Source organism: Candidatus Liberibacter africanus PTSAPSY (assembly GCF_001021085.1).
GTDB classification, from domain to species: Bacteria; Pseudomonadota; Alphaproteobacteria; order Rhizobiales; family Rhizobiaceae; genus Liberibacter; species Liberibacter africanus.
The window spans coordinates 640,444-666,033 of record NZ_CP004021.1 but is presented as its reverse complement, the minus strand read 5'-3'; the positions used below and the strand labels follow the sequence as shown (position 1 = coordinate 666,033).

Genomic DNA, 25,590 nt, shown 5'->3' with positions numbered 1-25,590 from the left:
TTCATATATAAATATAATGGAAAATATTAGTAAGAATTTATTTCAATTCAACCATCTAATTTTTGCAGCCCACTAATTTTTACACGATCAATATTGTGACCTTCTAGTCGTATAATTTCAAATTTGAGATTCATTTCCATGAAAACCTCTTTTTCTTGAGGTAAGTGCCCAAGCTTCCAAAGAATGAATCCAGCTAATGTAGAATATCGATCGTCTTGATCTACTAAATCAACACCAAATAATTTTGATGCATATCGTACATCAATCCAACCATCAACCGTCAAAGAACCATCTTCTCCTACGGTAATATCAAGTTTTTTATCATCTTCATCTGGGAAATCTCCTGCAATAGCTTCCAAAATATTAGCAGGTGTGATCATACCTTCTAAAACACCATATTCATCTAAAACCATCACGAACGTTTGCGAAGACTTACGCAAACGCTCCATTAATTTCAAAACACTGATATTTTCATGAACAACCAATGGTTTTCTAATAGACCTTTTCAAATCTATAGGACCCTCTTCAAGAAAATCTCTCAATAAATTGCGTGCAGACACTATTCCAATAAAATTATCCAAACTTCCTTTAGCAATCGGGAATCGTGAATGCCCTAATTCAAGGACTTTCCCTTGACAATCCTCATCAAGACAATTTACATCAAGCCATACAATATCCGTACGAGGTGTCATGATGGACTTTGCTGGGCGATCTGCAAGAGTTAAAACACTTTGAACCATATCTTTTTCCTGATCTGATATGATATGTTTTTTATTTTGTGACAATGCAAAATTATCAGAATGAGGATTGATACATTGCGATTGCCTAGGGTTCCCTCCCAATAAACGCAACACAGCATCAGCAGTACGCGCCCTCAAACGTGAAGTAGACATAAGACGTTCACGATTGCGTTTCGCTAACTGATTAAAAAATTCAATAATACCAGAAAAACCGATAGAAGCGTAAAGGTATCCTTTAGGGATATCAAAATGCAATCCCTCTATAATGAGCAAGAAACCAATCATCAACAAAAAACCAAGACAAAGTATAACGACAGTAGTATGTCGTGAAATATAATTTATCATTGGCTTAGATACTGCCATCATCATTAACGCAGATACAACTACAGCAATAGCCATGACAGAAAAATCTTGTACTATACCGATCGCAGTCACTACGCTATCTAGCGAAAAAATAAAATCTAGAACAACGATTTGTAAAACAATTATCTGCCAAGAAACTGGGCTGACAAATTTATGTTTTTTGTCAAATCCATCTCCTTCTAATCTTTCATGTAGCTCTATGGTCCCCTTGAATAACAAAAAAAAACCACCAAAAATCAATATAATATCACGTCCAGAAAACGATAACTCTCTAAAAAAAAACAACGGCGTTTGGAATATCCCTATCCAATAAGATATAGACGCAAGAATAGCAATCCGAGATATCATCGCAAAGCTCAGACCAAATACCAGTGCCTTTCCCCTTTGCGCAAGAGGCAACTTCTCCGTTAATAGAGTAATAAATATAAGATTGTCTACTCCAAGAACAAGCTCAAGAGCTATCAGAGTAGCAAGACCAATCCATACGTAATAATCGTATATCCAACCAAAAAACATCGTGATAAACTAATAAGTATTAGACGACAATACAAAAAAAACGTATGTCATCCAATTTAACCCCCCTTAAATGCTTGAAACAAAAAATAAACTTCACAGAAATCATGCTTAGGAAAGTATTCAAAATTATAATAAGATTTAAATCCTCAAGACATAAACCATGAATATATATACTTTTAAACTCAAAAAAATGCAACATCCCTTATTTTATCGGTAACAAAACGACATAAATTTTTTATAATTATGGTACCCTCATTATTCTTTTATTTAAGAATCAGCTTAATTGTCACAAAAAATTTAAATCCATAGAAAGGCAATATATGACATACGTCGTCACTGAAAATTGCATCTCGTGTAAACATACAGATTGCGTAGAAGTTTGCCCAGTTGACTGTTTCTACGAAGGAGAAAATTTCTTAGTAATCCATCCAGATGAGTGTATAGATTGTGGAGTATGCGAACCTGAATGCCCCGTCAATGCTATTAAGTCTGATACCGAACCGGGGATAGAAATGTGGTTAAAAATAAATTCAGAGTATTCTACTCAATGGCCCAATATCACAGAGAAAAAAGAAAGTCTCCCTAACGCAACAGAAATGGATGGAATCCCCCAAAAATACGAAAAGTATTTCTCTCCTAACCCTGGAAAATCAACTGCCACCATCAAGTAAAATCAAAAAATTTAACTATTCGTACATTATTTTGTATATTGAGAAAAGTTAATTCTTGATTAGGATATATTTTCTGATATAATGGCCGCATCTTCAGATCTTTTATAATATGCGTAAGATTTTTCTGATTCTTATGGGGTGTGTTTAATTGAAAAAAAATAATGGCATCAGTCATTAGATTCACGATGGATTGTCGAGCATATCTAAAGACATCCTTAATCAGGTTATTGTTTTTTTTATAGCTCGTTAATCCTTGTTGAATATTTTTTGTGTATGAATATGAATAAGGGGGTTTAATGACAGTCCAAAAAAAAAGAGATGCGATGCGCCAGGGATTTAAAACTGGAGAAAACATTGTTTATCCTGCCCATGGAGTGGGAACCATCACAGAGATAAAAGAACAAGAAGTAGCTGGCATGAAGCTGGAATTTTTTGTGATTGCATTTGATAAGGATAAAATGTGCCTTAAAGTTCCAGTAGAAAAAGCAATTAATATTGGTATGCGAAAGCTATCAGAAGCACACTTTGTAGAAAGAGCACTAAAACTGGTACGCGGGAAAGCTAGAGTCAAACGTGCAATGTGGTCTCGTCGTGCACAAGAGTACGATGCTAAAATTAACTCCGGGGATCTAATCGCTATTGCAGAAGTTGTTCGTGACCTATACCGGACAGATAGCCAGCCCGAAAAATCATATTCTGAGCGCCAATTATATGAGTCTGCTCTCAATCGCATGGTTAGAGAAGTAGCCGCTGTAAACAGTATATCTGAGCCAGAAGCTATTAATCTCATTGAAATTAACCTTTCTTCGAAAAGCTCTAAAACAGAAAAATCAACCAGCGAGGATCAAGTTAAAGCAGCTTAGTATTTTTAATTAATGTTATTGCTCCTTTCATAAATAATTATAATTTTGCCGTGTCTTTTCTATTGCTTTTTGTTAACAAGATATAGAATGTGGCTTGTTTAACTTTATGCTCTTGTTTAGCTAAATATAGAAAAATCAAGTTAAGTAAATTAGCACAAATAGCATGCAAATAAAAAAGACATTACATCGTTGATTTTGAAAGGCCATCGTACTATAAGGCATTTGATAGCTAAAAATATCTTCTAATAGGAAGTATGTAAATTTCCGATATTGTGATATTTGATATGATAAAGCAGACTGTATTGTAAAGAAAGTAAGGATTCATGGATCAAGAAGAATGCAAAATGAACGCGGTAATTCGTGAAAATTTTGGCAAAGGAAGCTCTCGTTTATTGCGTAGAAACGGTCAGATCCCTGCCATCATCTATGGCAATAAGTCCGATCCTCAACCAATTGCATTATCAATAAAAGACATATCCCAGAAGCTACATAGAAAAAATTTTATGACAAATGTACTCACTCTTAACATTGGGAAAGAAGCAATCCAAGTCATTCCAAAAGAATATCAGCTTAATCCTGTGAGTGATACCCTTATCCATATGGATTTTTTACGGGTATCCGAAGACTCTATTGTTTCTGTGCATGTTCCCGTTCGTTTTATTAATGAAAATAAATCAGTCGGACTAAAACAAGGAGGAAACCTGAATATAATTTGCCATGAAGCCTCCTTACTTTGCCCAGCGAATATGATTCCTGATTCAATCACAGTTGATCTTGATGGCCTGAAGATTGGCGATAGCATTCACATGAAAGATATAATCCTTCCTGAAAATATTTCACCTGTGTCACATCTGAATTTTACGATAGCTACAATCACCGCTCCTACATCAAGCTCCTCATAGCTTTAAATTCCTGATTGTTCTTGAGAAAAGCCACTTCATCTGTACTTAACTTACTAGTATAAAATAGTGGTTTTTCACTTTGAGGATAAAATTTTTCTATCCCAAATCATATAACTTAGACCACATGAAGGAGAGAAATGGCACTGAGCAATTTTCAAAATATCAAATAGGAGAAGGCAAAATTACCCGGTAATATTATTTAAGGTTTTTGTTAGGATCTTCTACTATACGCAATCCCAATTCACGCAACTGCTTAGCGGTTGCATCTGATGGAGACCCCATAAGAAGATCGCAAAAACTTTGGTTCATCGGGAATAAGGATACATCTCGCACACTCTCCGCCTTTAAGAGAAGCATCACTATACGATCAATCCCCGCAGCCATCCCTCCATGTGGAGGCATTCCACATTGAAACGCACGATATAATCCTCCAAAACGACTTTCAACAGTCTCTTTGCTTATTCCAACATTAGAAAAAGCCTGAATCATCGTATCAAACATATGATTGCGAATTCCTCCTGAAGCAATTTCAAAGCCATTGCAAACTAAATCATATTGAAACGCTTTAACAGATAAAAGATCATCTCCTTTAAGAGCTTCTATCCCTCCTTGAGGCATGGAAAATGGATTGTGAGCAAAATCTATTTTCTTCTCTTCTTCATTCCACTCATAGAAAGGGAAATTTACAATCCAACATAATTCAAAACGGTTATAATCAATTATTGCTAGTTCTTGTGCAATGTAATTGCGAGAATCCGCAGCAAACCCACGAAATTTTAAAGGATCTCCTGCAATCAAGAAACATGCATCTCCATCTTGCATATCAAGGAACACACGCATAGACTCTGTTTTTTCAATATTTAGATTCTTTGCAACAGGACCTGCCCCTCTTACATTACCATTTTCATCCAAACGCCAAAAAATATAAGCAAGACCAGGTTGCTTTTGTGACTTTGCCCACTCATTCATCCTATCACAAAAAGCGCGTTTCCCAGCTTTTTTAGCAGGAATTGCCCATACTTCATACCCCGGATTAGCAGATAACATCTTAGAAAACATCTGAAAATCAGAATTGACAAAGTATTCCGTAACATTACTCATAACGATAGGATTACGCAAATCAGGTTTATCTGTACCATATTTACGAATAGCATCATCATAGCTAATCCTCGGGAAATTATTGTTCAGAGTATTTTCCCCAGAAAACTCTTCGAAAAGACCACGTACAACATTTTCCATAGTATTCAAGATATCTTCTTGCTCTACAAAACTCATTTCCACATCAAGCTGATAAAATTCCCCCGGAAGCCTATCAGCCCTAGGATCTTCATCTCGAAAACAAGGTGCAATCTGAAAATAACGATCAAATCCAGACGCCATCAACAACTGCTTATACTGTTGCGGCGCTTGAGGAAGAGCATAAAAACGACCTTTATTTACTCTACTCGGAACAAGAAAATCTCTCGCCCCTTCTGGAGAGGATGCGGTCAAAATAGGAGTAGCATACTCAATAAAGCTCTCTGCAGTCATCCGACGTCGCATAGACGCAATAATATGAGATCTCTTTACAATATTCTTATGCAAAGTATCTCGACGTAAATCAAGGAAACGATATTTAAAACGAATCGTTTCAGGATATTCTCTCTCTCCAAACACCGGGAGAGGAACTTCCTCTGCAACAGAAAGAACCTCTATTTCTCTTGCAAATAATTCTATCTGACCAGTTATAATATTAGCATTAACGGTATCTTCACTTCTGGCCATAACCAATCCATCAATACGTAAAACCCATTCGCTACGCACAGATTTCGCAATATCAAAAAAAGAACAATCCGGATTAACGACTATTTGCGTAATACCATAATGATCACGAATATCTAGAAAAATAATCCCTCCGTGGGGACGTACACGATGTACCCATCCCGAAAGACGAACAAAGGAGCCAACATCAGAAACCCCAAGATCCCCACAGGTATGTGTGCGATAACGGTGCATAATATACTAAAACCCTCATAATTCTAGATATCTCTTTAAGATCATGACAATCAATAATATCTGTTAAACAAAATTCTACCTATAGACTGTAATACAATTTTTACAATACTTCAGCAAATAAAAAATTGCCTAAAAGCAATTACTCTTCATATAACAATTTAAAAAAAGAATATCATTCTTTTACACATATAGCGCGAAAACTCTTCATTAAAAAATAATTTTATCACCTAAATCATATAATTTATTTTTTGTTTTTGTTACATTTAAGCATCTAGAACTATATCAATACAATTATTTTTTCTTGCACATAAAATCCAAAAAAGAAGAAAAAAGATAATAACTATCTTGCGGACCTGGAGAAGATTCAGGATGATATTGAACAGAGAAAACCGGGCGATCAACAAAGCGCAAACCACAATTACTACTATCAAATAAAGAAATATGAGTTTCTTCAAGTCCCGCTGGTAAGGTACTAGCATCTATTGCAAAACCGTGATTCATAGATACTATTTCCACTTTTCCATTCATAAGATTTTTTACAGGATGATTTACGCCATGATGTCCATGATACATTTTGACAGTTTTAGCGCCAAGAGCTAATCCCAATAACTGATGCCCCAAACATATTCCAAAAATAGGTATCCCTGAATCTACAAGCTTACAAATAATAGGAGTAGAATAAATAGAAGTTGCGACAGGATCTCCGGGGCCATTAGAAAGCAAAATTCCATCTGGTTGTAGAGATATAATATCTTCATATGAAGAATCTGCTCTCATTATCGTCACTCTACAATTTAAGGAAGATAAAATTCTTAAGATATTTCTTTTAATACCATAATCAATGCAAACAACATGATGTTTAACATCACTTGATTTTAAGGGACAAGCCTCTTTCCCCCACTTCCAAACATTTTCCGACCAATCTCTTTTTTGAGATATTGTAACATGCTTTGCTAATTCAGAACCTTTTAAACCACCCCAATTCTTCGCACGCTCTCTAAGGGCTTCAAGATCAAAATCAGCATCTGGATGATGGGCAATAACCGAATTAGACACCCCATTATCACGTATCCAAACTGTCAAAGCCCTTGTATCTACTCCCGATAAGCCAATAATTCCACAAGATTTTAACCAAGCATCAAAATGCATATTCGAACGATAATTGGAGGGATCGGTAATCTCAGATTTGATAATAAGACCTGCCGCCCCCTTAAAATTCTTTTCAGAGATAGATTCGAAATCTTCCTCATTCACGCCCACGTTCCCAATATGAGGGAAAGTAAAATTAACTATTTGCCCTAAATAAGACGGATCTGTTAAAATCTCCTGATATCCGGTAAAAGATGTATTGAAACAAATTTCAGATTGAATAGAACCTGTTGCCCCACATCCCATGCCTTCAATAACACTACCATCTTGAAGAACCAAAACTGCAGTAGGTTTTTTAATTGTCCACGGAATTGTTACAGTCATAAAGTTGATTCCTTTTAATGATCGATAGCCTCATAAACAAATAGAAATTATTTCTTGATTATTTAACTATACAGCCTTATTATCGATAGATTGCCAACAGTCTAACTTAGTGAATCGTTGCCGTATGAACAGATATAATTTTCACACCCTCAAGTCAATTTCATCTTTTAAAGGATATGTAAAAAGTTAGTTTTTCAAATAAAAAATGAACGTTACTGAAAATTAATACCCGCATATTTCTGTTTTGATTTGAATACTGCATGAGTATCTTTTATAATATGCTGGTGCTTTTGTGATAGATCGACATAACTTAGGAGAATATAATGGAACCTAATAACGATGCGAGTTCCTGTAGAGGGAAACATTCGATGGGGAAATGTTGTTATAAACCAATAGCTTTACTCGTTATTTTTATTACCTGTTCTTTAGCAATATGGTTTTGCCTATTCAATAACAGCTCAGCTGATCAGGAGGAAAATATTACAAGAGAACAATTTGCTCAAGCTGTTGATTTTTTTGATAACAATAAGTTAGATGATGCTCGCGCTTCCTTCGAAAAAATAGTATCTCTAAAAGACAAACATTTTTCTCCTTTAGCCAACATGTATATCACATTGATATTGGAAGCCAATGGTGATAAAAAAAATGCAGCTGAAAGATTTTTAAAGATCGCGAATGACGAATCATCTCCCACTGTTATCCGTTATACAGCCACTATCCATGCAGCATGGATACTAGTCGACACTATGCCATATAACGAGATTTCAAAGATATTACAAAAATTAAAAAACCCTTCTAACCCAATGCACCAGGCTGCCAACGAAGTGCTTGGAATAGCTGCATTGAAATCTGGTAATATTAGCCTGGCAAAGAGTATTTTTGAAGAAATAGTTAAAGATAAAAATGCACCCACTGGAATTGTAAATCGCAGTCAAATAATTCTTGCAAATATTACCGCTACTTCCGAACAAGAAGATAAAAAGATACTGAAGTGATATATTCATGATCTATACAATTGCCATTGTTGGATCTCCTAATGTAGGGAAATCAACACTTTTTAATCGACTTATTAAAAAGAAAATGGCTCTTGTTGGAAACAATCCCGGGATAACGCGTGATCGTTTGTATGGAAAAGCGATAATCAATGGATTTAAATTTAATGTTATCGACACTGCTGGAATAGAAGATAGAAAAAATCACTACATTTCCCAGAAAACTAATGGTCAAACAGAGTTTGCAATTGATGAAGCTAATTTAGTCCTTTTTTTAATCGATTCTAAAAAAGGCGTCTCTCCTTATGATCATAGCATAGCGAATTTGTTGCGCAAAAAGAATATTCCCATTATTGTAGTATCCAATAAGATGGACACACGTATCTCTCAAGAAAAATTTTATGATATCTATTCTTTTGGCTTTAAAAACATTGTAAAAATTTCTGCTGAGCATGATCTCGGAATATCCGAATTATGCAGTATTATTTTAAAAGTTTTTGCAAATAAGTATCCTAATTATCAGCTTAATCCTGCAGAAAATGATACAAAAAAAACCGAATCCATCACCAAAGGAGATAATTGTTCTAAACCTTTACGCATCGCAGTAATAGGAAGACCCAACGTTGGAAAATCAACTCTTATCAATCGATTGCTTGGATATAACCGCCTTATAACAGGATCTCAATCTGGGATTACCCGCGATTCAGTTGCCACAAGTTGGAATTGGAAAAATCACCCAATAGAAATATTCGATACAGCAGGAATGAGAAAACCATCCCGTATTACCGAACAAATCGAAAAAAAAACAGTAAAAAAAAGCATGCAGTCTGTACGAACTTGTGAAACAACAATTGTTCTTTTAGATGCTAACATACCTTTTGAAAAACAAGACTTGCGTATAGTTGATTCCGTTATTAATACAGGACATGCAGCTGTACTTGCTTTTAATAAATGGGATATAGTTAGTAATACAGTAGAACTATTACAAGATTTACGCGAAAAATCCTTAAAAAATTTACCACAAGTCGGCAATATTCGCATAAACACTATTTCTGGATATACAGGAGAAGGTCTCGATGATCTTATGGAAAATGTATTGGATATAAATAAATTATGGAAAACTCATATTACAACTAGCAGATTGAATTCTTGGTTGGAAGAAACCCAATTGCAAAATCCTCCTCCAACGATCATACATCGTTATAACCGTTTAAAATATATTACACAGATACAATCATCTCCTCCTTCTTTTCTGGTATTTTGTAATTTCCCCAGTAAAATACCCGAATCTTATAAAAGATATTTAATAAATAAATTACGTGCTAATTTTTCTTTATCAGGAATTCCAATTAGAATACGTTTTCAATCATCTAAAAATCCGTATATTAAAAAATAATATAATCTTCTCTTGCATCCTTAATGCGGAAATCAAATTTATTTTATCGATCTTCCACGCATACAAAATGTAAATATTAAAATCATTTTAAAAATAAAATAACCCATAGCGCTTGCGATATAAAACAAAAATATTTCATCTATAGAATATGGATTCCATTTGATAATATCATTAAAAAAAATAAGAATATTAACTAAATGAAATACGAACATAAAATGAAAAATCTAGAAAAATTCTGTTATTAAGAATAACTCATTTATATGTTCGTATTATCAACCACCAATAGGAATAATATTTTGCAGATAATTTTTCAATTATTCAAAAACCAATCGCTTGTTTCAAAGGCTTGACTAAATTTAATTCTTCCCAAGGGAAAAAACCGTCTTGAGTTGTGCTACGTCCAAAATGACCATAAGAAGAGGTTTTAGCGTATATAGGACGACTGAGATTAAGATGATCTCGTATCCCTGAAACAGAAAGGTCCATTACTTTACTAATTGCATTAGAAACACAAACCTCACTGACCTTTCCAGAATTATGAAGATTAACAAAAATTGATAATGGTTTTGATATACCGATGGCATACGAAAGCTGTATAGTACAACAATCCGCTAAACCCGCAGCAACAATATTTTTAGCCAAGTATCGTGCTGCATAAGCAGCCGCACGGTCAACCTTTGTAACATCCTTGCCAGAAAAAGCTCCCCCTCCATGCGGAGCAGCTCCCCCATAAGTATCTACAATAATTTTCCTACCCGTTAAACCTGCATCACTACATGGCCCCCCTATAACGAATTTCCCTGCAGGATTTATATACCAATTACAATCAGGAGATATTTTTATACCCTCTAAAGCTTTAAAGATATAAGGCTCTACGACTGAACGCACCTTATCCCTATCCCACGTAGGATCAAAATGTTGTGTAGATAAAACAATTGATTTAACCTCACATACCTTATTGTCTACATACCGGATAGTAATTTGACTCTTAGAATCAGGGCCTAACTTAGATATATCACCAATATCATTCTTACGAGCATCTGCGAGAATACGAAGAATCCGATGAGCGTAATAAATCGGCGCAGGCATAAAATCCACTGTTTCTCGACAAGCATATCCGAACATAATGCCCTGATCACCAGCACCTAAATTACTATAATCGTCACTAGCATGATCTACTCCGCTTGCAATCTCAACGGATTGGGGATGCAACAATATTTCTATTTCCACTGTTTCCCAGTGGAAGCCTTCTTGTTCATACCCGATAAATCTAATGACCGATCGTACAACTTTTTCAAATTTTTCTTTATCTACGACATATTTACCTGTTACAGAATCTGCTCTCAATAGACTTTGAGGAAGACGAACCTCCCCTGCAACTATTACCCTATTTTTTGTAACAAGCACTTCACATGCAACACGGACACTATTTACGTCTACTTTATTTTCGATAGCCTCACGATATACAAAATCTACAATCTCATCAGATATACGATCACATATTTTATCAGGATGCCCCTCCGAAACGGACTCGCTTGTAAAAAGAAAATCTGTACTCATGTTCCACCTTTTAAATAACCATACTAAATATACCCCCTTAGATCCTAAAGTAATACTCGAACATTGTCTACACTAATCCGTATACTGTTTTAATATACATTATTCTGTCATATGTTCACATTCATTTTCTGATGACACCATAGATTTTACTAATTCTATGATTTTTTGCCGAACTTTAGTATCGCTTATTTTAACAAAATATCGATTCAACTGCAGCCCATCAGAACTAAAAATAAAGTCCATAACATCGTTTTCTTCAGATTGTGTATCAGAATTAGTCTTAGATTCGATGCCCAAGAAAAAAGTAACAGGGCTCTTCAAAACTTCAGAAATATGCAACAGACGACTAGCACATACCCGATTCACGCCTTTTTCATACTTTTGTACTTGCTGAAATGTTATTCCCAAACTATCACCAAGCTTCCCTTGGCTCATTCCTAATACCATCCTACGCAACCGAATGCGCTTACCAACACTAATATCAACCGGGTTAGGGTGTTTTTTATTTCCAATCATAAAACTATAACCTTGACTATAAAATATATTTTTTAAAAAATTACTTAAATATATGTAAAAATATAACATTGAATTATCGCATAGGTATCAACCTAATTAATCACTCTTATATCTAAGCTATATTTGTACTTACTGAAATGTTATTCCCAAACTATCACCAAGCTTCCCTTGGCTCATTCCTAATAACCGAACGCGCTTACCAACACTAATATCAACCGGATTAGGGTATTTTTTCTTTCCAATCATAAAACTATAACCTTGACTATAAAATATATTTTAAAAAAATAATTATTTAATATACGTAAAAATATAACATTGAATTATCGCATAGGTATCAATCTAATTAATCACTCTTATATCCAAGCTATAACAGATACAATTAGTAAAACGAATTCAATAATCCAAAAAGATACTATTTGAAATTTAGAATATAGACTATTTCTTACTTTAGGTTGGAACTGCATGTCAATAGACCCACTCCTATCAAAATGCATCGATGAGATAATTCGACCTTTTTCATCAAGAAAAGCAGAAACTCCATTGTTCGTAACACGAATTAATGGCAATCCAATTTCTACAGCTCGAACTTGTGCATATCTAAAACTATTATCATTTATAAAGCCAGAATGATCCGTTACGTTTAGGATCGCATGAGCGGTTTCTAATTCATTGTCAACGTCTTGATAAAATAATACATCTGAAAAGAAAAGCGGGGATAATATCAATTCTTCAGATACTCTTAATAACGAAGATTCGTCATAAGAAGAAACATTGAATGGAAACATAGAAACATCATAGTGAAGTTTCTTAAAAATATTTCTATAAGGCAAAGATTCAGAAAACGGGATTAAGTGTTTTGCATTTGAAGTGGCTAAAATTTTACCTTTGCTGTCTATAACATAAACTGATTTATGAAAATAACCTTTTCCATTCAACAATTCTCTGTGCATAGAACCGAAAATCAACAATTGTTTTTTCTTAAGAACACCTGATACACGCTTTAGTATATCTGGTTGATCTACAATTGAGAAAGGGAAAGGCAATCCTGCCCAAATAATAATAGAGGGCTCGACTTCTCCTACAGATACTGGCAATGCTGTTATAGATAAATATCGCTCTAAAATATTTGCATAATCCTCTTTTATTTCCGAATTGATGCCAGGCTGTACTACGCGTATAACTGGAGATGTTTTTTCAAAATTCAACGAGGATTCCGTATCTCCTGTTAATCTCCAAAAGCCATATGTGACATGCGAAATCAAAAGAATACTAGATAGAGCCATCCCTATTTTTACATCCTTACATGTCCCAAATAATGCAGGAGATGCAAAACAAAAAACGCTCAATGCATTCATTCCAAACAACCCTATCCAATGCACAGACTGCATCATTACAGGTATAGGCATGGCAGCATATCCTATAGCATTCCATACTCCCATCCCAAGGTAACTACGTAACCATTCACAAAATCCAACAGCGCATGCAAAAATGCATATACGTCCCACACCTGTAGACCATAATAACGACGCTATAGAAGTAGCCAGTCCATAAAATATAGCTAGAATAAAAGGAATAATCATAAAAAACATCCCTCCCCTCAAAAAAGAGAGTAAGGGATTGATCTTCTCTATTATGCCTTCTCTTATCCAGCAGAATCCTATTAAAAAATATCCGACACCAAATAGCCATCCTAAAAAAAAAGACGACCCAAGTCTTTTCATGCCTTGGGTCGACGAAATTCCATCTAACAACCATATTAACAATGTAAAAGATACAAAAGAAGCAAAAAATAAATCGCTTGGTAGCATAGAAAAACTTCCTATAACACCAGCTAATATTGCAAGAAAATATCGCCTTATTCCCGATAAAAGCATCACCTTTCCAGCTATATTACCCAATTTAAAGATCTCCTTTGCATCAATTGCACATTCAAATATTTGTCTAAAATCACCTAAAATACGTAGAGCATAAAATGCTCCCCAGATTAATTTTCAAGAAGACGCCGAATACGAACATAACGGACACAACGAACATCTGCCTCTATAACTACAATCTCAAATCCAGGAATTTCTAAAATAACTTCACCCTTTGCTGGTATACGATCTAAAACTGAAAAAATAAGCCCTCCTAAACTATCAACATCCTGCTCTTTAGTAAGCAAATCCCAATCAGCACCTATAATCTTAGCCAATTCTTCTAAATCAGCTCGAGCATCGACTATAAAAGTATTATCAGATACAGCTGAAACCATCGATTTTTGGTGATCAAACGTCAAATATCCTATTAAAGAAGATATTATATCTCCATAAGATACAAGACCATCTGTACCACCATGCTCATCGATTACTAGAGCTATACGTATTCCGCTTTCTTTAATTTTTCTTAATAGTTCGGATACCAACATTGAAGATGGTATAAAAAGAATATCTTTTATTAAGTTTGATTCAAATAGCTTCGTATCCCAATTAATATTATGAATCCGCGCGACATACGGTATTAAATCACGTATATGAATCATTCCCCTTGGGTTATCTAAACTATTCTTATACACTAGCATCCATGACCGGCCATACTTCTCAAACCACATCATTACTTCACGAATCGTCGCTTTATCTTCTACTGCATCAATAGCAATACGCGGAACCATGATATCGCCAACTCGCATTTCACGAAAACGTAAAACATTATTAAAAATCTCTTTTTCTGTCTCAGAAAACATGCTGTCTAAATTTTCATCTATCCATAAAGATCTAATGTCCCTATGACATCCTAACCCCATAAGTTTCTTCAATGTTTTACACAATGACACCATGCAATTTTTACAAAAATCAATAAAAGACATCCTCGATACAGAATCTGATAAATCTATATCTCCACTCTTTTCTTTCGGACATTCAGATGAATTTATTTTAAAGTCGCCCATAGTTCAAAGTTTTTTATAACTTAATCCATCTCGTAAGGATCATCTATACCAAGATTTCCCAAAATAGATCGCTCTAACCCTTCCATTAAACACGCATCATCATCACTAACATGATCATAGCCTAAAAGATGCAAAAAACCGTGCACCATCAAATGTACTAAATGATCTTCGAATTTTTTTTCTAACACATTAGATTCTAATTTTATCACCTCATAAGCAAGAATAATATCTCCTAACATTAAATGCGAATATTCAGCAGATAATGGAAAAGACAGCACATTAGTTGGCTTATCTATCCCAATATATTCCCGATTAAGTTCTTTACTACGACGAGAATCAGTGAACACAAGTGATATTTCAATTACATCTTCTTTTCCTAAACATCTCTTAGATATTAAAAAAGAAATTGCCTTGGTAAAAACTACCTCACACAACGTATACAAATAAACATTATCACTCCATAGTTCACTTTCCACAGCTATTTGCAGATCTAACTTAGAACGATTTATTTTTTTTATGAACAAAAAACAAATCCTTTCCCTAGATATCGCAACAAAACAACAATAATTCCCGATAAAAAATCTAAAAATGAATACATAACATAAATATCAAGCCATTACCTTTTCTGCCTCATATGAGAAAAAACGTTTTTCTTAAAAAAGAGAAATTACCATACCTATATTATCTTATGAAATCATTCTACGCATGATATCATAAGACTCCATTAGTCAGGAACAATCTCATACATAGAGCGATATTTTTTAATCTTTAACTAATAACTCACCATATAAAGTACTAATTTTAACATCCGTGATACGAACTTTAATAACATCTCCAATTTTATGATTTCTTGAATCAAAAACCACAGATTGCAACCATGGAGATCTTCCCACTAATTGCCCCTTTTCTCTTCCCTTTTTTTCTATTAGAACTTCTACTATTTGACCGACACAAGCATTATTAAAAGAAACTTGTTGTTCACGAAGTTTCTCTTGAAGGCACAATAACCTCTCTGTTTTGATATTCTCTTCTATCTGCCCTAACATATTTGAACCAGGAGTCCCGGGACGAGGTGAATATTTAAATGAATAAGCCTGCGAATAACCTATTTCATCAACTAGATCCATAGTCGCAGCAAAGTCATCATCGGTCTCTCCAGGGAATCCAACAATAAAATCACTTGAAATTGCTATTTTTGCACGTATAGACCTAATCCTGTCAATTATTTGCCGATATTCATCCACTGTATGCCGTCTATTCATAGATTTTAATATTCTATCTGAACCAGATTGCACCGGCAAATGCAGATACGGCATAAGAATATCTAAATCACCATGCGCTTTGATTAAACAATCGCTCATATCCCGTGGATGACTAGTTGTATATCTTAATCTTATCAAACCCTTGATGTCAGAAAGAGAATAAAGCAAATCACTAAAAGCACACCTCTGGCCATTCAAGCCTTTTCCACGCCAAGCATTAACATTTTGCCCTAATAAAGTGATTTCACGAACACCATTGTCTACAAGTTTGCGAGCTTCATCAACGACCTGAGATAATGATCGCGAAATCTCAGCTCCACGAGTATATGGAACAACACAAAATGTACAAAACTTATCACAACCTTCTTGTATTGTGAGAAAAGCCGCAACTCCTCGCTTCCGCTGATAACCACCATCAACGACAGAAAGACGCTCAAATTTGTCTTCTATAGAATAATCAGTATCTACGACTCTTTTCCCCAATCTAGCGTGCTCTAATAACTCTGGCAAACGATAATACTTTTGTGGACCAACAACTACATTGACTACAGGAGAACGTCGCAAAATCTCTTCTCCTTCAGCTTGAGCCACACATCCTGCCACTATAACTATTGTATCTCTTCCTTCTTTTGTCTGAGAGGCTTTTAAATTACGTATTCTTCCTAAAGATGAATAAACTTTTTCAGCTGCCCTTTCTCTTATATGACACGTGTTCAAAACAATAAGATTAGCGTCATCTATACAATCGGCTTTCTCATATCCTTTAGAAAAAAATATATCCTCTATACGCAAAGAATCATACACATTCATTTGACAACCATAATTCTTAACAAAAAATTTTTGTGGAGAAACACCCTGATTGACAACCTGCAAAACCATCCGATAACACCTATTAGTTTGATAAATAAACCGAAATCATCACTTATCAGTAACATCCCCACAATACTATCAAAGGAAAATATCTTCTCCATTTGATAAAAAACATTAAATCAGTCCTCATTCCAAGACGTCACCAATAACTCATCCTTACCTTAAATTTCTGTTTTAAAATACTAAAAAATACATCCCGCTAAAGAAAAGCATATGGAACTTATACGTAAATAGGAGAAGGAGAAACACAAGTTCTCGAAAGTCCCAATTGTGACAAAACATCCATAGGGAGATGATCCCCCTCACTTTCAATTCCTCTTATAGCAGCTAATCCAGAACCTACTATTCCCCCTTCAAAACTATCAACCTCAAAACGCGCTTGCTCATAATCAAGGATAACAGGGGAAGATAAAGAAATACCCTCTGAAGAAAATTTCTGACAATAAATTCTCTGGCGCAAGAGACTAATCAAAACCATTATAGGCCCATCATGAGTGGCAAGATGCGAATATGCTAAAACTTCTATATTCCCCACCCCCAAAGCTGGCTTTCCTAAAACCAAAGAAATTCCCCGTGCCACAGCTATAGACACTCGCACCCCGGTAAAAGACCCCGGGCCCAATGCGGTAACAACACGATCAATCTGAGAAATATCTAAGTGAGAATCCTTTAACACATAATCTATCGCTGGCATCAAGTGTTCGGCATGACCACGTCCTAAATGCTTAAAATAAGATCCTAAAATACAACCGACATTACTATCATAAACAGCGACAGAACAGTTCCCGCCTGTCGTGTCTAGCGCTAAAACTATCACAAAACACACCTATTTCTAAACTGCACGAATATCTTTTACCTCAGGAACGAAATGATTCAAAAGGTTTACTACGCCATGTTTTAACGTTTCGCTAGCAGAAGGACATCCTGAACAAGCCCCCATCATCCTTAGAAATACAATTCCATCTCGATATCCTTTAAAAACTATATCCCCTCCATCTCGAGCTACAGCAGGACGCACACGATTATCCAAAACCTCCTTTATTCTTTGAACAATAGCGCGGTCACTTTCTATAAAATCTCCATCCTCCATGCCATCTGATTCTACCTCTCCTAATTCTCCACCATCAATAATCGGATGTCCTGAAATAAAATGCTCCATAATCATACCCAAAACAGGAGGCTTAAGATGTTCCCAATCATACTTATCTTTCGCAACCGTGATAAAATCATATCCTAAATAAACAGACTTAATCCCTGGAATAGAAAAAATTCGCGATGCCAAAGGAGATATCTCAGCCTCTTTTGCATTATAAAAATGGATCGTACCATGCTCAAGAACCACTTGTCCTGGAATAAATTTAAGAGTTTCAGGATTAGGAGTATCCTCAGTTTGTATAAACATAATCACCTATCAAATATCAAAAAATTCGTAATTAGTAATTATAAGCCATTAACGTCAAATTATCCCTACAGAGTACAATAATTATCTCTGCAAAACAATAGTTTGTCATCCTTCTGACTTATAACTAAATCCATTTGGATTATGTGTCATTAAATTTACTGCGAATTTGCTTGGATTTTACGACGATCATGCACTTGTTGGTATGCAAGCTTTTTATGATAATCACAATATGGAGAATCATTGTGTACATCACTTCCACAAAAAGAAAAATCTTTTCCAAAAGGATCTCCTAAAGGCCATTTACAAGTATTTTCCGTTAGCTCCATTAATCTTAGACAACGCGACATAGGCAACACAACCCCGGAAGTAATCGCATTATCTTTTTCTGAGACAGGCTTTGCTTTTCGTTTAGGAGCTGAATTCGGAATCCGCTCTTTGAGAACAGGCGCACTAACACCAACATCAGAATCTTGTCTCATCTTAGAAGAATTATACTCTAGAGCTCTATTCTTCCGATCATTTCCAGATTGCTTATTTTCATTCACTTTAACGCGGCTGGGCAACAATAATCTATGCAATTTGCCAATAACAGCATTACGGGTCACGCCTCCTAATTGCACAGCAATTTGGCTAGCACTTAACCCTTCTGACCAAAATTTCTTAAGTTTATCAATTCTTTCATCAGTCCAGACCATTGATCTATCCACCTTCTCAAATTTCTAGCACCAAACTAGCTAGAAAGAACAAATGCTCAACGAATCATCTGATAACTATTTATTGACTTTAAACCTTATTCCGATCTTATGTAAGCGTCAACAAGTAGAAAAAAGGTTGTGAATTAAAATAATATACCTATTAATAACTGAAATTTATTCCTCTTAACATATTTGGATAAGAGTCCTATTCTGCAATTTTCTTTTCACCAAAAGTATGATTTACTACCCTTGATCCCAAGAGATAATATCTTAAATTAGGAATCATCTATTCCTAATTTTTAAGTGCCTCATCAATAGGAATAATCGAATGAATAAAAATAGTCATTTATTTAACACTTATGATCGCGCAAATATTCGTTTTGAAAAAGGAGAAGGCGCGTGGCTCTTTTCTGAAAATAAAACTCCTTTTTTAGATTTTGCATCTGGCATTGCAGTCAATTCTCTTGGTCATTCACATCCAGAATTAGTCAAGACACTTAAATCACAATCTGAAAAACTATGGCATGTTTCTAACCTCTATCAATCAACACAGCAAGATATTTTTGCCAATCATCTAACACGCAGTACTTTTGCCGACAAGGTTTTTTTTACTAATTCAGGCACTGAATCAGTAGAGTGCGCCATTAAAACAGCACGTCGCTATCATTATACGAAAGGTAAAACTAATAAGTTTCGCATCATTACATTTGAAGGGGCTTTTCACGGACGCACCTTAGCAACAATATCTGCAGGAGGTAAATCACAATATTTAGAAGGATTTGGACCAAAAATAGAAGGATTTAATCAAGCTAAATTTTGCGATCTCCAATCTCTTAAAAATCAAATTAGCGATGACACTGCTGCTATTTTAATAGAGCCAATCCAGGGCGAAAACGGCGCTCAAAAAGCACCTCCAGAGTTTTTACAAGAACTACGTAAAATTTGCGATGATATTGATGCCTTGCTCATATTTGACGAAGTGCAAACAGGATATGGGCGTACCGGCAAATTATTCGCTTATGAATGGACTAATATCACACCTGACATTATGGCAATTGCTAAAGGAATGGGCGGAGGCTTTCCTCTTGGAGCATGCTTGGCAACAGAAAAAGCATCCTCTTGTATGAATAAGGGCTCTCATGGATCTACATATGGAGGAAATATATTAGCAATGGTATTAGGAGAAAAAGTTCTCGATATCATCAAATCCGATGGCTTTCTTGAAAACGTAATGAATACTTCTAAAATATTATTTAACGGCTTAATTGCAATTAAAAATCGTTTCCCCAATATTTTTTTAGATGTGCGAGGACAAGGGCTATTAATAGGATTGGAAACTGTATTTCCACCCGCAATACTCGCAGAAAAATTCAGAGACGAGTGTCTTTTGACCGCTCCAGCGAGCAATAATGTGGTACGCATCCTCCCACCTCTGATAGTCACTACAAAGGAAATTAACGATGGGTTAGATCGCATAGAACGCGCTGCTTTCAAGCTATCACGCCAATAAAATATATCAACGGGCTATGATCATAGGTCTAACAACGATTCAACAAGAGGATTTTCCATATAATGACTTATCTGAAACACTTTACAGACTTATCAAATATCTCATCATCAGATCTTTCCTTAATCGTAGAAAACGCAAAAAAAATCAAAAATTCTTCGGATAACCCCTCTAAAAACCAACCTTTGTCTGGAAAAGTGTTGGCGATGATTTTCGAGAAACCATCCACGCGTACCCGCGTTTCTTTTGAGGTCGCAATGAAACATCTCGGGGGAGAAACAATCTTTTTGTCAGGCTCAGAAATGCAACTTGGAAATGCCGAAACCATCGCAGATACAGCAAAAGTTCTTTCTCGGTATGTAGATGCGATTGTAATGCGCACAACTGACCATTCACGCCTTCTGGAATTAGAAGAAAATGCAACTGTACCAGTAATCAACGCTTTAACTGACGATACTCATCCTTGTCAAATTATAGCTGATGTTATGACATTTGAAGAACATCGTGGATCAGTAAAAGGAAAAACTTTTTCTTGGGTCGGAGATGGGAACAATATACTACATTCCCTCATAGAAGGAGCCGTACGCTTTAACTACCACCTAAATATAGCGACCCCTATAGGATCAGAGCCTCAAAGCAAATACTTGAATTGGGCAACAAATCAAGGGGCTTCTGTTGTATCGTCCCATGACGCTTTACAGGCAATCAAAGGCTCTCATTGTGTGTTAACAGATACATGGATATCGATGAACCAAGAGTTTAAAGCCAGAGAAGAACATGTCTTTCTGCCATTTCAGGTCAACTCTGCCCTCATGTCTGAAGCTCACCCTGATGCATTATTTATGCACTGTCTACCTGCACGTCGGGGAAAAGAAGTTACAACTGAAGTTTTAGACGGACATCAATCAGTAGTTTTTGATGAAGCGGAAAATCGTCTTCATACGCAAAAAGCAATTCTATTATGGTGTTTTGATATAAAGTGATTCCTTTCATAACCTCAATAAAAGTCATATCCACCCTTTCTATGATTTATATTTTTATAGGATAAATTCAACCTTGCTTAGCGTCATTCATAAATTAGCACTACGAGGTTTATTAAATGTAGACCCTGAGATAGCGCATCGTTTATCAATTATTGCGTTAAAATCAGGGATTTTATCATTTTTCCCTCTACAAAATGACTTCCGCCTCAATACAAAAGTTGCCAACATATCATTCCCCAATCCTTTAGGAATGGCGGCAGGATATGATAAAAACGCTGAAGTTCCCATAGAATTATTTAAACTTGGATTTGGCTTTGTAGAAATCGGAACCATTACTCCTAATCCCCAAAAGGGCAATCAATGTCCAAGAGTTTTTCGATTAGCTAAGGATCGAGCTATAATCAACAAACTCGGTTTCAATAACGAAGGGTACCATGCTGTATTTTCACGTCTTTCTACAATAAAGCCCACCTTCCCTATTGGAATAAATCTCGGAGCCAATAAAGATAGCAAAAACTTTATTCTAGATTATGTCTCTGGTATCCGTCTTTTTTCTACAATTGCCTCTTATTTCACTATTAATATTTCATCCCCTAATACACCAGGTTTACGCGATATGCAAAAAAAGCAAAATATTGAAATGTTGCTTACCCATGTTATGCAAGCCAGAAAAGAAGAAAAAATAAAAACAGGTAAATCCGTTCCTATCTTTCTGAAAATATCACCTGATCTATCAGAAAAAGAGTTAGACGATATCGCTAGCGCAGTTATTTCTCATAAAGTAGAAGGAATTGTTGTCTCCAATACCACACTCGATCGCAAAGGATTGCAAGATTCACACCTCCAAGAAAAAGGTGGAGGATTATCTGGCCCTCCTCTTTTTCAAAAATCCACTATAATCCTTGCAAAAATAAGACAGCGTATTGGCCCTAAAACAGCTATAATTGGAACTGGAGGAATATCTTCTACGAAAGATGCTCTTGAGAAAATAATGGCAGGAGCAAATCTCATCCAACTTTATTCGGCCATGATATACGAAGGGGCATCCCTACCAAAACGCATTATCAAAGGATTGTCTGACTTTTTGACAAAGGAAAATGAAGTAAACTTTGAAAATATACGAGGATCTCGTACTGAATATTGGGCAAAAAAAGAACTATAAAATTATGTCTATTGAATTTATTTATTACTATCAAAGTATACGACAAACACTACTTTTTTATTTTTGTAATATAGATTATGGACTATATTGATAATTAGATAGCACTAATAAACACCACATAATATAAAATTCCATAAAAGGATTAATAAAAACATGATCAAGAAGGATTCGGTTATAAGATACTTTCTTGTAAACATAGCTACAGCAGTTTTATTAAATAGCATTTTCCCCTCCCAGTATATCGCAGGAATGAATAACCTTCCTTATTATACATTAATAGATAGCAATACTGGTCATGTAATAGCAGAAAACTATCCTGACCACCCTTGGAATCCTGCATCCCTAACAAAGTTAATGACCGCTTATGTTATTTTCTCTTTTCTCGAAGGAAAAAAAATCACTTTGGAAACACCCATAACTATTAGCAAAAATGCATCCAAACACCCTCCTGCAAATAGTACCTTTGGACAAGGAAGTGTTATGACCCTTGATAATGCCTTAAAGCTTCTCATCGTAAAATCAGCAAATGATATTGCCACCGCAATAGCTGAATCTCTGTGTAAAACAGAAGAAAATTTTGTAAAACATATGAATGCTTATGCTGAACAATTGGGATTATCTTCAACTCATTTTATGAATACTCATGGAGCAGTACAATATGATCATTATACAACAGCACGTGATATGAGCATATTATCTTGGAGAATAAAAACTGATTTTTCTCAATATGCATATTATTTTCAAATAAAAGGCCTCGAAATAAAAGGGAAAAAATATCCTAATACCAATTGGGCAGTCGGCATATTCCAAGGGGCAGATGGAATGAAAACCGGTTTTACATGTGCTTCTGGATTCAACATTGTTACTTCGGCTATTCAAGGGAATAGATCGCTAATTGCAGTTATTTTAGGAGCTATAGATCGGGATACACGCAATAAAATATCTGAAGAACTGCTATCCGTAGGATTTTCCACTAAAACCGACAAAAAGAAAATAAACTATATAGCAAAGAACTTTGACAAACAAAACTTATCTAATGAAGTCCCTGATATTTCAGACGAAGTATGTTCTACACAAAGAGAAATTGCGAACTATAAAACCCAAATGCAAGAAGCAAAGAATAAAAAACCCCACTTTATGAAGTTTGAAAAAATAACCCTAATAAACAACAAAAAATCCCTTATTACGACAAATTCTGCCAAAAATACTTTGAAACGCAAAAAGTAACTTTATAAGTCTTAATTCATATCATTACCAAAAATAAATATAATTTAAGGATATCTAACTCAAATATTCCATAATATCAAAATAGGCACTACTCAGAATCAATACAAATACTTTTGACGCTATAATTTATAAATTACGATACATGTAAAGTAAAACATAGAAATCAATGTATCTTGTCGAATACATCCCCAAAGAAAATAGGAAATTGTACTTAGTAATAGGCATGGAAGTAATAGGCATGGGAAAAACCTAATATTCACCAGAATACGCACATATACGCACAATAAATATTACCGAATAAATGCATATAAAAAGCCATCAAAAGAAATAAATATAGATTATCCCGAATATTTTTAGCATATATGTCATTAAAAAGGTTCTAAAAAAAATATCGTTATTTAAAATCTTTTACTCATCAAATCCACTATCTGGGAATCAAATCTTCTTTTTTACGAATCCCCAAAATTCGATCTTTCGCTTTATAATAATTCGAATCAATCGATAATGCATGTTTATAACAATTGATTGCATTCACATCAGAATTCTGCATTTCATATACCATTCCTGCATTGAACCAAAATCTAGCTTTTTTAGCATCAAGGTGAATAGCGAATTCAAAATCATCTAAAGCACTTTCATAATTCTTTACGGCCATATAAGAAATACCACGCCCATTGTAATAATCTGCGACTGTATGAGATAGATATATTGCCTTAGAAAAGTCTTCAATTGCTCTCTCATGCTCTCCACGCATTTGATATACAAGGCCACGGCCATACCATGCACGCCCATCAGAGGTTTTTAACTTTATCGCATGATCAAAATCGACAAATGCTTTTTGCAAATCACTATATTTCTCATCACGATAAATTTCACCGCGTCCTATATAAGCTATATCATAATCTGGATTGATTTTTAAAGCAGCATCATAATCTCTTATCGCCCCCGAGATATCCCCCATTTTATATCGAATCAGAGCACGATTTGCATACGCTTTGTAATAACGGGGGTTCAAATCCAAAGCACTTTGGAAATCTAGCAGTGCTTTCTGAAAATCTCCATTTCCCCCATAAACAACCCCTCGTACATTGTATACCTCAGGATCTCTAGGATTAGTTTGAACTACGGAAGTAAGAGACGCAATGTTCACGCGCCTGTTGCTGATTTGGAATGGAGACAAACACCCTTCCGCTGATAGTGCTAGATTAAATACCAAAAAAGACCTAATAAAACAACGTGCCAATCTTTTTAATCTATAGCCGTACTTATCAATAATCCAATTAAGAAGATACAATGAACGTTCTCCCTCTTACTAATTAAAGAACTGTCATTTATGCTTTCGAAATCTAGATGCGCCAGAACATTCACGCTGAGCTTGCTTACGTACTAATTTCCTACCCCGACGAATCGCCTCAGCTTTCAACCTTACACGCTTCTGAGAAGGTTTTTCATAGTGATCACGCATTTTCACTTCACGCAATACCCCTTCTCCTTGCATTTTCTTTTTTAAAACACGCAGAGCCTGCTCAACATTATTGTCACGCACAAGTACAAACACTATAGATATCTCTC

23 protein-coding genes are annotated in these 25,590 nt (G+C 35.2%); 9 read left to right on the top strand and 14 right to left on the bottom strand.

Annotated features, from left to right (window positions below):
* Nucleotides 1–47 precede the first annotated feature (47 nt).
* Nucleotides 48–1,619 carry a TerC family protein gene (locus G293_RS03040; RefSeq protein ID WP_047264254.1) on the bottom strand — a complete coding sequence of 524 codons (1,572 nt, stop codon included), beginning with the start codon at nucleotides 1,617–1,619 and terminating at the stop codon, nucleotides 48–50.
* A gap of 320 nt (nucleotides 1,620–1,939) precedes the next feature.
* Between G293_RS03040 and fdxA the strand changes: the two genes are divergently transcribed.
* The 3 genes from fdxA (at nucleotide 1,940) to G293_RS03020 (ending at nucleotide 4,055) form a co-directional block, all read left to right on the top strand.
* A complete protein-coding gene (gene fdxA, locus G293_RS03035; protein WP_047264253.1) occupies nucleotides 1,940–2,290 on the top strand; it encodes a ferredoxin FdxA in 351 nt (116 codons plus the stop codon).
* A gap of 296 nt (nucleotides 2,291–2,586) precedes the next feature.
* Nucleotides 2,587–3,153 carry a CarD family transcriptional regulator gene (locus tag G293_RS03025; protein ID WP_047264251.1) on the top strand — a complete coding sequence of 189 codons (567 nt, stop codon included), beginning with the start codon at nucleotides 2,587–2,589 and terminating at the stop codon, nucleotides 3,151–3,153.
* A 323-nt stretch (nucleotides 3,154–3,476) separates the two neighbouring features.
* Nucleotides 3,477–4,055 carry a 50S ribosomal protein L25/general stress protein Ctc gene (locus G293_RS03020; RefSeq protein WP_047264250.1) on the top strand — a complete coding sequence of 193 codons (579 nt, stop codon included), beginning with the start codon at nucleotides 3,477–3,479 and terminating at the stop codon, nucleotides 4,053–4,055.
* Nucleotides 4,056–4,250: 195 nt separating this feature from the next.
* Here the strand turns inward: G293_RS03020 and aspS are convergent, their stop codons facing one another.
* Together aspS and carA are read right to left on the bottom strand one after the other, a co-directional pair.
* Nucleotides 4,251–6,050, bottom strand: a complete 1,800-nt coding sequence (gene aspS / locus G293_RS03015) for an aspartate--tRNA ligase (RefSeq protein ID WP_047264249.1) — start codon at nucleotides 6,048–6,050, stop codon at nucleotides 4,251–4,253.
* A gap of 291 nt (nucleotides 6,051–6,341) precedes the next feature.
* Nucleotides 6,342–7,523: a glutamine-hydrolyzing carbamoyl-phosphate synthase small subunit gene (carA, locus tag G293_RS03010; protein ID WP_047264248.1), complete on the bottom strand. Its 1,182-nt coding sequence runs from the start codon at nucleotides 7,521–7,523 to the stop codon at nucleotides 6,342–6,344.
* A 323-nt stretch (nucleotides 7,524–7,846) separates the two neighbouring features.
* On the opposite strand from carA, the gene G293_RS03005 reads away from it, so the two are divergent.
* The gene (locus G293_RS03005; protein WP_047264247.1) at nucleotides 7,847–8,518 is read left to right on the top strand and encodes a hypothetical protein; all 672 of its coding nucleotides are present in this window, start codon (nucleotides 7,847–7,849) and stop codon (nucleotides 8,516–8,518) included.
* A gap of 7 nt (nucleotides 8,519–8,525) precedes the next feature.
* Nucleotides 8,526–9,911: a ribosome biogenesis GTPase Der gene (gene der, locus G293_RS03000; RefSeq protein ID WP_047264246.1), complete on the top strand. Its 1,386-nt coding sequence runs from the start codon at nucleotides 8,526–8,528 to the stop codon at nucleotides 9,909–9,911.
* A gap of 318 nt (nucleotides 9,912–10,229) precedes the next feature.
* Here der and metK read toward each other — a convergent pair whose 3' ends face one another.
* From metK to G293_RS02955, 9 genes are all read right to left on the bottom strand, one after another.
* Entirely contained in the window at nucleotides 10,230–11,471 is a 1,242-nt protein-coding gene (metK, locus tag G293_RS02995) for a methionine adenosyltransferase (protein WP_047264245.1), read from the bottom strand.
* A 99-nt stretch (nucleotides 11,472–11,570) separates the two neighbouring features.
* Nucleotides 11,571–11,987, bottom strand: a complete 417-nt coding sequence (locus G293_RS02990) for a helix-turn-helix domain-containing protein (protein ID WP_047264244.1) — start codon at nucleotides 11,985–11,987, stop codon at nucleotides 11,571–11,573.
* Nucleotides 11,988–12,340: 353 nt separating this feature from the next.
* Nucleotides 12,341–13,885: an apolipoprotein N-acyltransferase gene (gene lnt / locus G293_RS02985; protein ID WP_047264243.1), complete on the bottom strand. Its 1,545-nt coding sequence runs from the start codon at nucleotides 13,883–13,885 to the stop codon at nucleotides 12,341–12,343.
* 86 nt (nucleotides 13,886–13,971) lie between these two features.
* The gene (locus tag G293_RS02980; RefSeq protein WP_047264242.1) at nucleotides 13,972–14,910 is read right to left on the bottom strand and encodes a transporter associated domain-containing protein; all 939 of its coding nucleotides are present in this window, start codon (nucleotides 14,908–14,910) and stop codon (nucleotides 13,972–13,974) included.
* Nucleotides 14,911–14,930: 20 nt separating this feature from the next.
* Nucleotides 14,931–15,434 (bottom strand): rRNA maturation RNase YbeY, encoded by a 504-nt coding sequence (gene ybeY / locus G293_RS02975; RefSeq protein ID WP_244464358.1) that lies wholly within the window; start codon nucleotides 15,432–15,434, stop codon nucleotides 14,931–14,933.
* A gap of 237 nt (nucleotides 15,435–15,671) precedes the next feature.
* Nucleotides 15,672–17,051, bottom strand: coding sequence for a tRNA (N6-isopentenyl adenosine(37)-C2)-methylthiotransferase MiaB (gene miaB / locus G293_RS02970; RefSeq protein ID WP_047264241.1), 1,380 nt, complete (start codon nucleotides 17,049–17,051; stop codon nucleotides 15,672–15,674).
* A 211-nt stretch (nucleotides 17,052–17,262) separates the two neighbouring features.
* Nucleotides 17,263–17,859, bottom strand: a complete 597-nt coding sequence (gene tsaB, locus G293_RS02965; protein ID WP_047264240.1) for a tRNA (adenosine(37)-N6)-threonylcarbamoyltransferase complex dimerization subunit type 1 TsaB — start codon at nucleotides 17,857–17,859, stop codon at nucleotides 17,263–17,265.
* Nucleotides 17,860–17,874: 15 nt separating this feature from the next.
* A complete protein-coding gene (locus G293_RS02960; RefSeq protein WP_047264239.1) occupies nucleotides 17,875–18,444 on the bottom strand; it encodes a NifU family protein in 570 nt (189 codons plus the stop codon).
* Between the two features lie 155 nt (nucleotides 18,445–18,599).
* Nucleotides 18,600–19,139 (bottom strand): GcrA family cell cycle regulator, encoded by a 540-nt coding sequence (locus G293_RS02955; RefSeq protein WP_047264238.1) that lies wholly within the window; start codon nucleotides 19,137–19,139, stop codon nucleotides 18,600–18,602.
* Nucleotides 19,140–19,467: 328 nt separating this feature from the next.
* On the opposite strand from G293_RS02955, the gene G293_RS02950 reads away from it, so the two are divergent.
* The 4 genes from G293_RS02950 (at nucleotide 19,468) to G293_RS02935 (ending at nucleotide 24,018) form a co-directional block, all read left to right on the top strand.
* Nucleotides 19,468–20,649: an aspartate aminotransferase family protein gene (locus tag G293_RS02950; RefSeq protein WP_047264237.1), complete on the top strand. Its 1,182-nt coding sequence runs from the start codon at nucleotides 19,468–19,470 to the stop codon at nucleotides 20,647–20,649.
* Between the two features lie 62 nt (nucleotides 20,650–20,711).
* Nucleotides 20,712–21,629, top strand: coding sequence for an ornithine carbamoyltransferase (gene argF, locus G293_RS02945; RefSeq protein WP_047264236.1), 918 nt, complete (start codon nucleotides 20,712–20,714; stop codon nucleotides 21,627–21,629).
* A 73-nt stretch (nucleotides 21,630–21,702) separates the two neighbouring features.
* Nucleotides 21,703–22,791 (top strand): quinone-dependent dihydroorotate dehydrogenase, encoded by a 1,089-nt coding sequence (locus G293_RS02940; protein ID WP_047264235.1) that lies wholly within the window; start codon nucleotides 21,703–21,705, stop codon nucleotides 22,789–22,791.
* Between the two features lie 153 nt (nucleotides 22,792–22,944).
* Nucleotides 22,945–24,018, top strand: a complete 1,074-nt coding sequence (locus G293_RS02935) for a D-alanyl-D-alanine carboxypeptidase family protein (RefSeq protein WP_200897304.1) — start codon at nucleotides 22,945–22,947, stop codon at nucleotides 24,016–24,018.
* A gap of 424 nt (nucleotides 24,019–24,442) precedes the next feature.
* Here the strand turns inward: G293_RS02935 and G293_RS02930 are convergent, their stop codons facing one another.
* Together G293_RS02930 and rpsU are read right to left on the bottom strand one after the other, a co-directional pair.
* Complete coding sequence (locus tag G293_RS02930) at nucleotides 24,443–25,312, bottom strand: tetratricopeptide repeat protein (RefSeq protein ID WP_047264234.1); 870 nt, start codon at nucleotides 25,310–25,312, stop codon at nucleotides 24,443–24,445.
* Between the two features lie 33 nt (nucleotides 25,313–25,345).
* A complete protein-coding gene (rpsU, locus tag G293_RS02925; protein ID WP_047264233.1) occupies nucleotides 25,346–25,576 on the bottom strand; it encodes a 30S ribosomal protein S21 in 231 nt (76 codons plus the stop codon).
* Nucleotides 25,577–25,590 lie beyond the last annotated feature (14 nt).

What these genes read in the sequence shown, in the direction of transcription:
- G293_RS03040 (WP_047264254.1), bottom strand. Translation starts at nt 1,619, where the DNA reads ATGTTTTTTGGTTGGATATACGATTATTACGTATGGATTGGTCTTGCT.
- fdxA (WP_047264253.1), top strand. Translation starts at nt 1,940, where the DNA reads ATGACATACGTCGTCACTGAAAATTGCATCTCGTGTAAACATACAGAT.
- G293_RS03025 (WP_047264251.1), top strand. Translation starts at nt 2,587, where the DNA reads ATGACAGTCCAAAAAAAAAGAGATGCGATGCGCCAGGGATTTAAAACT.
- G293_RS03020 (WP_047264250.1), top strand. Translation starts at nt 3,477, where the DNA reads ATGGATCAAGAAGAATGCAAAATGAACGCGGTAATTCGTGAAAATTTT.
- aspS (WP_047264249.1), bottom strand. Translation starts at nt 6,050, where the DNA reads ATGCACCGTTATCGCACACATACCTGTGGGGATCTTGGGGTTTCTGAT.
- carA (WP_047264248.1), bottom strand. Translation starts at nt 7,523, where the DNA reads ATGACTGTAACAATTCCGTGGACAATTAAAAAACCTACTGCAGTTTTG.
- G293_RS03005 (WP_047264247.1), top strand. Translation starts at nt 7,847, where the DNA reads ATGGAACCTAATAACGATGCGAGTTCCTGTAGAGGGAAACATTCGATG.
- der (WP_047264246.1), top strand. Translation starts at nt 8,526, where the DNA reads ATGATCTATACAATTGCCATTGTTGGATCTCCTAATGTAGGGAAATCA.
- metK (WP_047264245.1), bottom strand. Translation starts at nt 11,471, where the DNA reads ATGAGTACAGATTTTCTTTTTACAAGCGAGTCCGTTTCGGAGGGGCAT.
- G293_RS02990 (WP_047264244.1), bottom strand. Translation starts at nt 11,987, where the DNA reads ATGATTGGAAATAAAAAACACCCTAACCCGGTTGATATTAGTGTTGGT.
- G293_RS02980 (WP_047264242.1), bottom strand. Translation starts at nt 14,910, where the DNA reads ATGGGCGACTTTAAAATAAATTCATCTGAATGTCCGAAAGAAAAGAGT.
- miaB (WP_047264241.1), bottom strand. Translation starts at nt 17,051, where the DNA reads ATGGTTTTGCAGGTTGTCAATCAGGGTGTTTCTCCACAAAAATTTTTT.
- G293_RS02960 (WP_047264239.1), bottom strand. Translation starts at nt 18,444, where the DNA reads ATGTTTATACAAACTGAGGATACTCCTAATCCTGAAACTCTTAAATTT.
- G293_RS02955 (WP_047264238.1), bottom strand. Translation starts at nt 19,139, where the DNA reads ATGGTCTGGACTGATGAAAGAATTGATAAACTTAAGAAATTTTGGTCA.
- G293_RS02950 (WP_047264237.1), top strand. Translation starts at nt 19,468, where the DNA reads ATGAATAAAAATAGTCATTTATTTAACACTTATGATCGCGCAAATATT.
- argF (WP_047264236.1), top strand. Translation starts at nt 20,712, where the DNA reads ATGACTTATCTGAAACACTTTACAGACTTATCAAATATCTCATCATCA.
- G293_RS02935 (WP_200897304.1), top strand. Translation starts at nt 22,945, where the DNA reads ATGATCAAGAAGGATTCGGTTATAAGATACTTTCTTGTAAACATAGCT.